The organism is Snodgrassella alvi (assembly GCF_040741455.2).
Taxonomy (GTDB): Bacteria; Pseudomonadota; Gammaproteobacteria; order Burkholderiales; family Neisseriaceae; genus Snodgrassella; species Snodgrassella alvi_E.
In genome coordinates this window covers 1,904,951-1,918,199 of the sequence record NZ_CP160328.2, presented here as the reverse complement: position 1 = coordinate 1,918,199, position 13,249 = coordinate 1,904,951, and the positions used below count along the sequence as shown (strand labels likewise).

The following is a 13,249-nucleotide window of genomic DNA, read 5'->3' as shown; positions in this document are numbered from 1 at the left end:
TCGTTTTGATTAATTTCTTACAGATTAAAGTTTTTTTTAAAACTTTATGCCTTTAATTTACTCTTAACAGCATTTTTAGCCAATAAAAAAGCTTTGTTTATTTGAACTAAAACAAATAGGCAGAATGATTTTTTCGAATCTTTAAAACTCAGTAACTTATTAATCAACTCTTTTCTTACCGTATAGGTTCATCGAAGTTTATTGATTAAATCAGGCTGAGTATCATTCAGATACTATGCAGCGCCTTAAACACGAGCAACGGCAGGTCTAATTCGTGAAGCTGTATTTGTAAATTATGGTTAGGAATAAGCAATTTCATTTAATTTTAATGAAGATATTTCATTTGTTGCAATCTATTTGCGTACATATTTTTATATATCGTTAAAAATTGCGCATATATCGATATATTTGACATAAAATTCTAATTCAAATCATTAATTTAATATTTAATAATATTCACTGTGGCTTTGCTTTCTTCTGGCACTGTTGACTGCCGCTGGAGAATGGTGAAATTTAAATGATATTGCAATAAATCAGGATTGATACCTGTATGTTGTTTCCAAATTTAAGGCAACATTTTTTATTGCGGCCGGAATAGCTAGCCGGATGATATCCGGCAGATTGTTCCTCCTGTCTGGTTGCTGTTCTCCCACAGCTTGTGTTTTCAATTTTTACATTATATTTATTAAATTAAACATTAAAATATTAATACTTAAAATAAGTTTTGTCAAAATAAATGATTTAAAAAAAGGATTTAATTAGTTTTGCTTGAATATAATTCTATAAAATATAATTTCGTAAATTATATATTTATAATATATATTTAGTATTATCAGTTTAAAATACCTTATTAATAATTTTATTATGAATAATCAGAAATATAAAATCTGGATAAATGGTTTGAACTTTGACACAAACATTTAATAAATACCTTCAAGGTAGGTATTAATAATCAATTGCTAATGCAAATTAGAAAATATTTTGAAATTTAATAGAAAGAGTTAAACCTAAACCAGACAAAATTTTCTTTAAAGTTATTTATTTTACTTGTGAATATGATTTAGCTTCTTCCAACAATTAATATCATCTTCAATTCATAAAATTTCTATGTTGGATAAGTGAAGAACATAATTTTTCTAAGTACGGATAGAGTGGTAAAAAACGGGATATAAAACACATTAGTCGTATTGATATAGGCGTAATTTGTTTTGTATTTAAATGTAACATTAACCTAACAATAGATGTCATTTGTAGACAAAAAATTTTGGGTTATGCCATTATTTATGGACTTTAAAATAATCCAAAAAATGTTGGGCAAGGATATTGTAATGGATCATATCCATGTAATGCAGTGAACTCAAACACCTTTTTCACGGCAACTGATTCACTCTGGCCAGCGGCTATTTTGAGTATTGATACATAATGCGTTATTTTCTGGTGTATACACGCTTGATAAACATAATAACTATTTTGTTAGATACAAAAAATGGAACGGCTATTTTGGCCAATCGCAGAGCTAAACAAAAAATTTTTTACACTAAAAATTCAGTGAAGAAAAAAACACCATTAGCACCGGCGCGGTTAAATTTACAATAAAGCCGAAGCTGATGGCCAATGGTACAGCACTGATTCCACCGGAAGCCTGTATCGCGGGCAGGGTAAAATCAAGGCTGGTGGCGCCGCCGATGCTGACGGCTGCAGTAGGATAGCGTCGCATCAAAAGAGGAATAAACAGCAGCGCAAAGAATTCGCGTGCCAGATCATTGAACATGGCAATGCTGCCCCACACGGCTCCATAGGATTTACTTATAATAATGCTGGAAAGCGAATACCAGCCATATCCACTACTCAGTGCCAGCCCTTTGCTAATGGATACGTTTGGCATCAACAGTGCAAACAGCAGACCGCCAAGCAGACTGGCCAGTGTGAATAAAACGGCACAAATCACACCACGGCGATTCAGAAATACTTGTCGCAAGGTAATACCGCAACTACGCAACTGCATTCCAACCAGCAGCAATAGAATAATCAGTGCCTTGTTGACAGCAGCCTGCGGATTGCCTAACCAGCTAAAAGAAAAAAAGTGGCCGGCGGTCAAACCGAGCAGCAGACAGGCTACCTGTTTTAAGCTACCCATAATGCTGATATCACCTGACTGGGTTGCGGTCTGCTGCCGTTGCACATGCCACGGGTAACGGCGGTCAAACCAGATAAACAGCAGTAGATTGGTACTTATAAGGCAGACAAATAATACTGCTACGGTAAAACTGATGACAGCCAACTCGGCGCCTAGATTGGGCACTTGTGCCAGTGACAGACCAATCAAAAATAAAATCAAATACACCAGCCATGAGAGTCCGATATTCAGCCAGCTAACGGCACGCGCAGGCACAGGAATACAAAATCCGGCAAACAGCGGAATCAAGATGATGAACAAAGTAAGCAGATTTTGCATAGTTCGCGGTTAAGGTGCAGTTAAATGAGTAGCATGATATGGCTGCCAGACTAAATAAAATCAGCAGCACATTGACTGACAATGGCTGCTGCCGAATTCGTCCGGTATAGCTTTACTGCTCCACGAATGCGCGCTCAATTACATAGTCACCGCGCTGCCCCATTTTCGGGGAAATGGATAGCCCGAAGCTATTGAGGGTGTCACAGCAATCTTTGAGCATTTCCGGACTGCCACAAATCATAGCTCGGTCGTCGGCGGAATTGATCGGTGGTAAGCCAATGTCGGTGAAAAGTTTACCTGATTTCATTAAATCAGTTAAGCGCCCATGATGAATGTAGTCTTCACGTGATACCACCGGATAATAAATTAGTTTTTCGCGCACCATCTCACCCAGATATTCGTGATTAGGCAGTTCGGTGGTGAAGTGGTCGTAATAGGCCAAATCTTTCTGGTAGCGTACGCCGTGAATCAGGATAATTTTTTCAAACTGCTCGTAGATATCAGGGTCTTTGGTGACGCTGAGAAACGGTGCTAAACCGGTACCGGTAGAAAGCAAATACAGGTTTTTACCAGGATTGAGATCACCAGCAATCAATGTGCCAGTGGGCTTTTTGCTAACGAGCACTTCATCGCCCGGCTTCAGGTGTTGCAGGCGACTGGTTAATGGGCCATCCTGTACTTTGATACTGAAAAAAGCCAGCTCTTCTTCCCAATTGGCACTGGCAATACTGTAAGCACGCATTAGCGGTTTGCCATCCACCAGCAAGCCAATCATGACAAACTGGCCATTCTGAAAACGCAGAGATTCGTCACGGGTGCAGGTAAATGTGAAGTATGCATCTGTCCAGTGATGTACGGACAGGACTTTTTGAGTGTTGTAGGCTGCCATTAATAATCCATGATTAAGGAAAGCGGTATTTTTAGCGTAAACCGAAAATACGCCAGCCTGATGTCTGAATAAGCATTTTTGCTGTCGGCGCTGGCGTAAGGTGTGAATTTTAAGACAATTTGATGCGCGGTTCAATGGGTTTTAGAGTAATCACTTTAATCATTTCAGCTGGCAGGAAACATTTAGCTCAAGCTTCTGCCAATACAGCAACAGACTGCCAGTTTCCCGACAGCCTGTTGTGAATGATGAAATAATTTAGTTGAAATTACAGGCGGCCGTGGCACAATTTATATTTCAGGCCACTGCCACAGGGACAAGGGTCGTTGCGGCGCACAATGATGCCGCGTGCTTCCATGGCTGTGGGGCTGTAATCCTCATCGTCGTCAGTACCGGCTGCAAACATCTGCGGCGGCAGTGTCTCTTCTTCTGCCGGCGCCTGTTCGAAACGCACGGAAATCAGCAATGAGGCTACGGTATTGCGTATGTTGCTCCACATGGCCTGAAACATTTCAAATGCTTCGCGTTTGTATTCTTGTTTGGGGTTTTTCTGGGCGTATCCGCGCAGATGAATCCCTTGCCGCAGGTAATCCATATCGGCCAGATGCTCGCGCCAGCGGTTGTCGATGATTTGCAGCATGATATCGCGTTCGAATCTACGCATGGTTTCAAGGCCAACCTGTTCGACTTTATAAGCATAATCCTTTTCAACCATGTCTAGCAGGCGCTCACAGATGCTTTCATTGTCGAGGCTATTGTCTTCTTTTAGCCAGTCGTTGATGGAAACTTCGATGTGGAAATCGCTGGCCAGTTTGTGCTCCAGTCCAGCAATATCCCATTGCTCTTCCATGCTATCGGGCGGGATAAAGCTGTCTACCGTTTCCACAATAGCATCGTGACGAATTTCCTGCATCAGGCCGTCGATATCGTTGCTAGCCAGTATTTCGGCACGCTGATGGTAAATCACTTTACGCTGGTCGTTGGCGACGTCGTCGTACTCCAGTACTTGCTTACGCATGTCGAAATTACGGTTTTCCACTTTACGCTGGGCACCTTCAATCTGGCGGGTCAGCATGCCGGCTTCTATGGCAACGCCACGTTCAGGCGCGAGGCGATTCAGAATGGCCGTGGCACGGTCTAGGGCAAACAGGCGTAGCAGCGGGTCTTCAAATGAAAGATAAAAACGGCTCGAACCGGCATCACCCTGACGGCCGGCGCGGCCACGCAACTGGTTGTCGATACGGCGGCTTTCATGGCGTTCAGTACCAATGATGTGCAACCCGCCTGCGGCTATTACAGCATCGTGATCGCGCTGCCATTGTTCCTGTAGTTTGGCAATTTTTTCTGCTTTGGCAGCTTCACTGAGACTCTCGTCGTCCTGAATGGCATCAATTTGCGGCTTGATGTTGCCGCCAAGTACGATATCGGTACCGCGGCCTGCCATGTTGGTGGCAACGGTAATCATGCCTGGGCGGCCGGCCTGTGCAATGATGTCGGCTTCGCGGGCATGCTCTTTGGCATTGAGCACATTGTGCTGCAAATGCTCTTTATCCAATAATGCGGAAACCAGCTCGGAGTTTTCGATACTGGTGGTACCGACCAGTATGGGCTGGCCTTTGGCGTGGCGTTCTTTGATATCAGCCACTACAGCTTCGAACTTCTCTTCGATGGAACGGTAAATCTGGTCGTTCAGGTCTTTACGTATCATCGGGCGATTTGGCGGGATGATGACGGTTTCAAGACCATAAATATTCTGGAATTCAAATGCTTCGGTATCAGCAGTACCGGTCATGCCGGCTAGTTTGTCGTACAGGCGGAAGAAATTCTGGAAAGTAATGGAAGCCAGTGTCTGGTTTTCTTTATTGATTTCCACACCTTCTTTGGCTTCTACTGCCTGATGAAGACCATCAGACCAGCGCCGGCCGGCCATCAGACGGCCGGTAAACTCGTCTACAATCACTACTTCACCATCCTGCACCACGTAATGCTGGTCGCGCTGGTATAAGGTATAGGCGCGCAAGGCAGCCATCAGATGGTGCATCAGCATGATGTTGGTAGTAGAGTAAAGGGAATCGCCCTCTTTTAACAATCCCATTTTGGTGAGAATCTGTTCGGCGTGCTCATGCCCCTGATCGCTGAGAATGACCTGTCTACCTTTTTCGTCTACCCAGTAATCGCCCTCGCCTTCTTCGGTCTTCTGGGCAATTAGTTGCGGCGGTATCTGGTTCATTACCTGATATAGAGTGACGTTATCATCGGCCTGACCGGAAATAATTAGTGGAGTACGTGCTTCGTCAATTAGGATGGAATCGACTTCGTCGACTACAGCGTATGAGAGCTCACGCTGTACTTTTTCGCTCAAGTCACTGACCATATTGTCGCGGAGATAATCAAAGCCGTATTCGTTGTTGGTACCGTAGGTGATATCAGCCTGATAAGCGGCTTTTTTATCTTCATGGTCCATGTTGCTGATAATGATGCCAACAGACATGCCAAGGAATTCATACAGCGGACGCATGATGCCAGCGTCACGAGCGGCCAGATAATCGTTGACTGTAACGACGTGCACGCCTTTGCCAGCCAGAGCATTAAGATACACAGCTGTGGTGGCCACCAGTGTTTTACCTTCACCGGTGCGCATTTCGGCAATTTTGCCGTGATGCAGCACCATGCCGCCAATCAGCTGCACATCAAAGTGGCGCATGCCAAGTACGCGCCGGCTAGCCTCACGACATACGGCAAAGGCTTCTACCAGCAGGTGGTCCAGTTTTTCGCCATCGGCCAGACGTTGTTTGAATTCAGCTGTTTTAGCCTGTAGTTCAGTATCACTAAGTGCCTGAATGGTTGGTTCAAGGGCATTGATTTTGGATACTTCTTTACGATATTGTTTCAAAAGCCGGTCGTTGCGGCTTCCGAGAATTTTTTTTGCCAGGTTCTTCAACATAAATCAATAGTCCGGCACCTAAAGGGCGCAGTAAAAAGTAAGCATGAAATAGGGAATTTTAACACAAGCCTCTGTGCTGCTGTGCGGCTGATTGCATGCTTGTTTCAATTATAGGAAACAAAAAACTTGTTTGGCGCATAAGGTTGCGTATTATGCTGGTTAATATAATGGTTAATTGTTTTTTTCCAAGCAGCTTAGATGATGTAAAACTATTTGTTTGTAAAAACTGAAGTGGAAAATAAAAAAGCTTTATCTATATAGCTAACGATGATCACAAACTAGAGAACATAATTCAGAGTAAAGCTTTTTAAAATGATTCAACTGAGTGCGAACATTCTTATTATTTAAATTATTGATTATTAAATACAATCAATAATCAAAACGTAAACAGCCAAAATAAAACTCATCTTGTTTTGAAGTCTTGTCTCGGCCGATAAGAATAATGTTTGGATACAGGTTAGTTTTTGTTACAGGATTAGTATATTTAAAATATTGATTTATATCGCCCCATGATAAAGTTTCTTTTGATGAGCGAGGAACAGATTTAGCGCCGATAGATTCAGCAAACTTAGCCATATCACCTTTTGCTATTGCATAAAAGTACGAACCACTATCTCCTTGATATCGAACAGCAGAAACTTTAACATTCGAAATGTGCAACGGTTTTGCAAAGCGATATTTCAAATTTATGAGGCCATTTTTTTCAAAGTCTTTTACGGCAATTTTTTGTTTTTTTAGCTGATTAGCGATATTTGCATCACGAGCATCTATGGGTTCAGCCTTACATAATAGTGCTGCTCTAAATTGTTCCGGAGATACTGTATTGCTTTTAGCTACGGCAGCCCAATGATTTAAATTAAAAAAGAATAGTAAGGCACATATAATTACTTTATGTCTCCTCATATTACAACTTTCTCATTTTGAATATTTTTGTCAAACATTTGAATGTTCATAAAATCAAATATATTTTTTATCTTAACATTTATTAATTAAAGCCATTCAATACTACTAATTAAATTTTACGTTTAGAATTTTTAGTCTTTTTTTTCACTTAAACGCTGTAATGCAATTGCCAACTCTGGGTGATGGCTCAAAGCCTCAGCTGAACGCGCCAATTCACTGCGCGCTAAAGGACCGAGACTAGCGCGTTTAGCCAATTCAGGCTTTAAATCTGGTGGTTGCACTTTAACTTTAACTGATTCAACCGTGCCATCAATCAGTTGTAATTGTGGTAATAATGCCGGTAATACCATGCGTAATCGAGAAGCGGCCATGCTGTTAAAGGCGATGACGACCAAACATCCATCGCGCACACAAGCTACATTAAAGTGCGGTCTCATGGTGGCAGGCAATTCTTGCTTGAGACAGTTTGTCAAACGTTGCCAATGTGTAGACTGTGCCAACAACTGTTGAAGTTGCTTATTTTTTTGGCCAATCTGGTTCAGATTCATAGCAGTCACTGTCAAGATTGAATTGATTTCAAAGAGTTCATTGTAGATTCAATCATTTCCATACGTTTAACAACTTTTAAGTTAGCTGTCTCTAATGTATAGCCTTCATCTAGCAGCTCTTTAATCAAAAGCATTTTTTTTATGTTGATATAATTATATCTTCTATTTTTTCCTTCACCATTTGTAAGGCTGGATACTATACCTTTGTCCTCCCAATAACGGATTTGCCGTGTCGGAATTCCTGTTATCTGAGACACCTCACCAATACCCACAATAAGTGTTTCTAAAAATTTATCATCAAATGCCATATTACAACCTTATTTGGAATTTATTTGCAATAATTGTAAATAAATTGCAAAAATAAATTTATTCTGTAAAATAGTATACCTGTATAAAAATTAAATACCAAATTTCGATGTAATCAACTAATTACCCTGTACTAACCGCTAATTTTCAGAGACATAATATGACAAAAGCAAATTTAACCACATTGAAATCAAAGACAGATGATGTAAAAAAATCTGCATTGGTTCTTATCGAATGCCAAAATGAATGGCTTCACCCAACAGGCCATTTATATCAGAGCTTTAAAGATAAAGATTTATTTGAAGATTCAATCAAAAATATTGAATCAGCTTTGGTCTATGCAAGACAGATTAAGATGCCAATTATTCACTGTGGTTTAAGATTTCAAAAGGGATATCCAGAATTAGCCAATGGAAAAACAGGCTTGAGATGTGCCATCAGTCACTATGGTACATTTCCTATTGACACTTTTAATTCACAATTTTATGAAACTTTAGCACCAATAAACGAAGAATTTATTGTAATGGGAAGAACTGGATCAAGTGGATTTGCTGGTTCCAATTTGGATGTTTATCTAAGAAATAATAATATAGAAACACTTTATTTAGTAGGATATGCTACTAATGTTTGTGTGGAATCAACTTTCCGTGAAGCTCAAGACAAAGGCTATCTTCCAGTCATTATTAGTGATGCAACTGGAACATTTGATAGAATTCAACAAGATCATATGCTGAAGTATACAGTTCCCCATTATGGTGAATCAATAACGACCGGCGAATTTGAGCGGCTATATGACTATAGCTAAATTTTTAATTTAAATTTAAAATAAATTCAATAGTTTATAGAACATCCTGTTTAGCTATCCTGATGATTGGGATAGCTAAATCACATTCTTCACATTTATTCTAAATATTAACTAACGGTATAAACAACTGGTAAAAGGTATTTTTAATTTATAATAAAATGTAGGATCCAAATTTATCGCTTTAGCTAAAAAAAAATCAGCATTTATAATATTTTTACATTAAATTCAATTAATTAAATATATTAAAAAACAACCATATCACAGTGTAGAAATTTTTGATTTTAGCTTGATAATGTTTAAAAAAGAATTTAATTATTTCAACCTTTTATCATTTGTATACTGGTCTAAATATTACCATGCAAAAAAATATTTCAAGCGACTCAGGCATGAATTCACAATATCTCAAATTGGAAAATATGCTGAACGCAATTGAATATCGTAGCCTTTGTTAAAAACCATTTTCCATAATAATCTGCCCTGGTACTCTATTGCGATGCATGCTATAGCCCATATTCAGCAGTGACTGAAATGTATCAGCTACCATGCTTGGATTGCCACATAGCATAAACCGAGTCTTTTCTGGAGTAAAATCAAGCTGTAAGCCCTTGGCTAGAGAACCATTTGACAATAATTGTGGTAAACGTTCATGCAGTGCACCTGTGACATTTTCACGGGTAACCACTGGTTGGTAGGATAATCTATCAACATATTCACCAACCAGCGGATGATGATTTAATTCTTTGATATAATTGCTAAAAATTAATTCATTTGCGTGAGAAACAGAATGCACCAGCCCGATTTGCTGAAAACGCTCCCACACCGATGGTTGTTGTAGCATAGACAGAAACGGTGCGATGCCGCTGCCGGTACTGAGCAGAACCAGTTGTTCACCATCGGTGAAGCGGCCGGGCAATAGAAAGCCAAATGCAGATTTATCAAGCAGGATGGTGTCTTCTGCTTTTAGCTGTGCCAGCCTTGCACTCATCGGCCCGTTTTCAATCAGTACCACAAAAAATTCTAATGTCTCAGCATATTCGGCTGAGACAATGGAATAGGCGCGCCAGATATATCCAGCGCCATCGCGAAAACCCAATCGCGCAAACTGGCCGGCACTGAAGCGATAAGCTTCGGGGCGGGTAATGGCAAAAGTCAGCAGTTTCGGGGTATGGTATTTTACCCACAGTACAGTTTCTTCGGTAAATTTGGCTTCAGCAGCCTGCATGCAGTTGTTCCTGTGTCGGCCACCAGTCAAGCGGCGGCGCTGTATTGTGTTAGAGTCTGATATCGATGTCCTGATATTTGCGGCTGATTTCGGTATTTTTGATTTCAATGCCGTCGCTTACTGCCCATTTACCATCATTGATACGCTGGTATTGCAGGCTGAAGTCGCCATCGCCGATTTTATGCAGGGCAAAGGTTTCGCCCGCTGGAATATAAAAAGAGCGGATAGCGGTGAATTTTCCAGCGTGCAATTCGTATAATTGGGCAAATACCGGCGATTGCAAGGATGAGGCGTGCACGATGATGGTGTTATTACCGCGTTCACGCAAAACTGGATAACCGGATACATAGGCAGCCTTAAGCGGAAAAAGCTGTCCGTTGGGTGCTGTTAGCACTGGTGCGCCGGTCTGCGCCGGCGTATTTTCCGCAGGCGGATAGGCCAGTCGCCACCACACGCCACCCATGGCTATCAGAATCGCGATACCCACTATCCACATCCATCCATGGCCATGGTCGTGCAGGTCAACCACGTGGTCTTGATGATTGGGTAGCAAAACTGGCGGAGCAAACGGGGTCTGCTTTCGAGCCAGTAAGGCCGGTGACACATGTGCTTGCAGGCTCTGGCGCGCAATCCACACATCATGATGATGGCGTTTTTCTGGGTCCGAGAGCACGTTGTAGGCTTCGTTGATTTCAGCCATGCGCTGATGTGCCTGCGGATTATGCGGATTGCGGTCTGGATGGTATTTTTGAGACAAAGCCCGATAGGCGGCGCGAATCACTTCTGCAGACGCGCCGGGAGCTACATTTAATACGTCGTAGTAGTTGTGCACGGATTGTTCACTTACACTGGTTAAATCAAGGTATTGAGTGCATGGCTGATATCCTCCCAGATATCTTCGATATCTTCGATGCCGGCAGAAATACGCAGCAGACCTTCCCGAATACCTAATGCTTCTTTTACTTCTTTACTCATGCCGCTGTGCGACTGGCTGGAGCTATGGTTAATTAAGCTTTCCACGCCACCAAGGCTAGCAGCCATGCGGATTAGGCGCAAGTTTTTAATTACGCTGTTGGCCGCTTCGCGGCTGTTCTGGCGTAGGTAGATGGAGACTACTCCGCCGAAGCCATGCTTCATTTGTTTGCAAGCAATATCGTGATGTTCGTGTTCAGGCAGGCCGGGATAAAACACTTTTTCTACCGCCGGATGCTGCTTCAGCCGGCGCGCTAGCTCAGCTGCATTGGCCAGATGCCGATCCATGCGTACAACCAGAGTTTTGATACCGCGTAATACCAGCGCACAGTCCATTGGGCCGGCCACGCCGCCGGTTTGAATACTCAGTGCTCGCAACTGCCGCGCATGTGCTTCATCTTTAACCACGACAATACCCATTAATACATCGGAATGTCCGCACAAATATTTGGTAGCAGAATGAAACACGATGTCTACACCTAGATTCAGCGGTTGCTGAACATAGGGAGTGCCAAAGGTATTGTCCATACCAACAATGGCTCCGGCTGCTTTGGCTTTCTCACACAGTGCAGCGATGTCTACCAGACGCAATAACGGGTTACTCGGAGTTTCTAGCCATACCATTTTGACTTTTGTTTGTGCCAATATGCTATCCAGATTGGCTGGATTAGTGAGGTCTGCAAAAATAACATTCACGCCCCATTGGGCATACACTTCTGTGAGTAGGTCGTAGGCACCACCATAAATATCGGCTACAGCCACAATAGTGTCACCTGGACGCAGAAAAGTACGCCACACGGCATCAATTCCGGCCATACCACTGGCGTAGGCAAAGCCAGCGCAACCATTTTCCAGCTCGGCTACCGTATCTTCTAACACCTGACGGGTAGGGTTGGAGATGCGTGCATAACGAAACGAAATATTTTCGCCGATTTCATGCAGGGCAAACATGCTATTTTGGTAAATAGGCGGCATTAAAGCACGGTTATGCTCTTCAGGCTGATAACTGGAATGAATGGTCTGTGTGGCAAATTTCATATTTTCTCCGCTGGGATAAGTCTTGGTTTTGTCGGTACCGCAGCAGGTACTGGCAAAATACCGGCTGCCGCGGGTGCTTAGTTTAGCATGCACCCTGCTTCTGAGGCAGCTTCACGTTGCCGAATACCTAATCCCGAGTGATTTGCTCGGAATTAAGCCATACAGTATAATTTTACGCCTTATGTGCCGCCAGTTTGGATGTTTTTATAGTATCTGGCGGGCAGATTTGACATTGTTTCAAGAGGAAAACCATCAGAATGGACACTATTGCCGATGTGCAAAGCAGTGTTGATAAACGCAATATGCCAATCAATCAGGTTGGAGTGAAGGGCTTACGGCTACCCCTATGTATTATGAGTGCGGCCGGTGAACAACACACAATAGCTGATTTAACCATGACAGTAGCGCTGCCAGCCGAGCAGAAGGGCACGCATATGTCTCGTTTTGTCGAGTTAATGCAATCGCAGCAAGTCAGCATTGATTTTTCGGCGCTCAAAGAGCTTACCGTGAACATGTTGCAGAAGCTACAGGCAACGGCTGGTAAAATCAGTATGCGTTTTCCTTTTTTTCGGCGCAAGCAGGCACCAGTGACGGCTATTTCCAGCCTGCTGGATTACGAAGTGAAGCTCTGTGGGGAGATCAAGGACGGTATTTATCAGCACACGTTGCAGGTAATGATTCCGGTAACTAGCTTATGTCCGTGTAGTAAGGAAATTTCGGCTTACGGTGCACATAATCAGCGCTCACATGTGACAGTTACACTACAATCCTGCGAAGCCGTGATGATTGAAGAAATCATTGATATGGTGGAGCAGCAGGGTTCCTGTCAATTATATGGTCTGCTGAAACGGCCGGATGAAAAATATGTAACTGAATACGCTTACGACAATCCGAAATTTGTTGAGGATATGGTACGTGATGTAGCTACGGCGCTTAAAGCCGACCCGCGCATTCAATCTTTTACCGTAGAAAGCGAAAATTTCGAATCTATTCACAATCACTCGGCCTATGCACTGATACAATACCCCTGATTTGATATCTCAACATTCAATCTTTATCCGTTTCTGTGTGGATAAACTTAGGAAACATAAGGGGAAGTGAATGGCTACCCCCCGCTTGGTTTTGCTGGTAGCCATTTACTGAGTTCGATGTTCTGGTTGGAATTAAACT

11 protein-coding genes are annotated in these 13,249 nt (G+C 42.4%); 2 read left to right on the top strand and 9 right to left on the bottom strand.

Going from position 1 to position 13,249, the window contains the following annotated elements:
* Nucleotides 1–1,537: 1,537 nt before the first annotated feature.
* From ABU615_RS08560 to ABU615_RS08535, 6 genes are all read right to left on the bottom strand, one after another.
* The gene (locus ABU615_RS08560; RefSeq protein WP_370388834.1) at nucleotides 1,538–2,455 is read right to left on the bottom strand and encodes a lysine exporter LysO family protein; all 918 of its coding nucleotides are present in this window, start codon (nucleotides 2,453–2,455) and stop codon (nucleotides 1,538–1,540) included.
* Nucleotides 2,456–2,567: 112 nt separating this feature from the next.
* Nucleotides 2,568–3,344 (bottom strand): ferredoxin--NADP reductase, encoded by a 777-nt coding sequence (locus ABU615_RS08555; RefSeq protein WP_267391459.1) that lies wholly within the window; start codon nucleotides 3,342–3,344, stop codon nucleotides 2,568–2,570.
* 265 nt (nucleotides 3,345–3,609) lie between these two features.
* A complete protein-coding gene (secA, locus tag ABU615_RS08550; RefSeq protein WP_370388833.1) occupies nucleotides 3,610–6,285 on the bottom strand; it encodes a preprotein translocase subunit SecA in 2,676 nt (891 codons plus the stop codon).
* A 369-nt stretch (nucleotides 6,286–6,654) separates the two neighbouring features.
* Complete coding sequence (locus ABU615_RS08545; RefSeq protein ID WP_370388832.1) at nucleotides 6,655–7,188, bottom strand: hypothetical protein; 534 nt, start codon at nucleotides 7,186–7,188, stop codon at nucleotides 6,655–6,657.
* Nucleotides 7,189–7,319: 131 nt separating this feature from the next.
* Nucleotides 7,320–7,736, bottom strand: a complete 417-nt coding sequence (locus ABU615_RS08540; RefSeq protein WP_370388831.1) for a DciA family protein — start codon at nucleotides 7,734–7,736, stop codon at nucleotides 7,320–7,322.
* A gap of 11 nt (nucleotides 7,737–7,747) precedes the next feature.
* Nucleotides 7,748–8,044, bottom strand: a complete 297-nt coding sequence (locus ABU615_RS08535) for a MerR family transcriptional regulator (protein WP_367434366.1) — start codon at nucleotides 8,042–8,044, stop codon at nucleotides 7,748–7,750.
* Nucleotides 8,045–8,202: 158 nt separating this feature from the next.
* Here ABU615_RS08535 and ABU615_RS08530 point away from each other — a divergent pair, with 158 nt between their 5' ends.
* Nucleotides 8,203–8,847, top strand: coding sequence for a cysteine hydrolase (locus ABU615_RS08530; protein WP_267391464.1), 645 nt, complete (start codon nucleotides 8,203–8,205; stop codon nucleotides 8,845–8,847).
* Between the two features lie 448 nt (nucleotides 8,848–9,295).
* On the opposite strand, the gene ABU615_RS08525 is transcribed toward ABU615_RS08530, so the two are convergent.
* From ABU615_RS08525 to ABU615_RS08515, 3 genes are read right to left on the bottom strand one after another with little or no spacing between them, the layout of a single operon-like run.
* Nucleotides 9,296–10,069 (bottom strand): ferredoxin--NADP reductase, encoded by a 774-nt coding sequence (locus ABU615_RS08525; RefSeq protein ID WP_367489524.1) that lies wholly within the window; start codon nucleotides 10,067–10,069, stop codon nucleotides 9,296–9,298.
* Nucleotides 10,070–10,118: 49 nt separating this feature from the next.
* The gene (locus ABU615_RS08520; RefSeq protein WP_267391466.1) at nucleotides 10,119–10,901 is read right to left on the bottom strand and encodes a J domain-containing protein; all 783 of its coding nucleotides are present in this window, start codon (nucleotides 10,899–10,901) and stop codon (nucleotides 10,119–10,121) included.
* 20 nt (nucleotides 10,902–10,921) lie between these two features.
* Nucleotides 10,922–12,079, bottom strand: a complete 1,158-nt coding sequence (locus tag ABU615_RS08515) for a PLP-dependent aspartate aminotransferase family protein (protein ID WP_370388830.1) — start codon at nucleotides 12,077–12,079, stop codon at nucleotides 10,922–10,924.
* A gap of 257 nt (nucleotides 12,080–12,336) precedes the next feature.
* Here ABU615_RS08515 and folE2 point away from each other — a divergent pair, with 257 nt between their 5' ends.
* A complete protein-coding gene (gene folE2, locus ABU615_RS08510; RefSeq protein ID WP_370388829.1) occupies nucleotides 12,337–13,110 on the top strand; it encodes a GTP cyclohydrolase FolE2 in 774 nt (257 codons plus the stop codon).
* The last annotated feature ends 139 nt before the right edge of the window (nucleotides 13,111–13,249 follow it).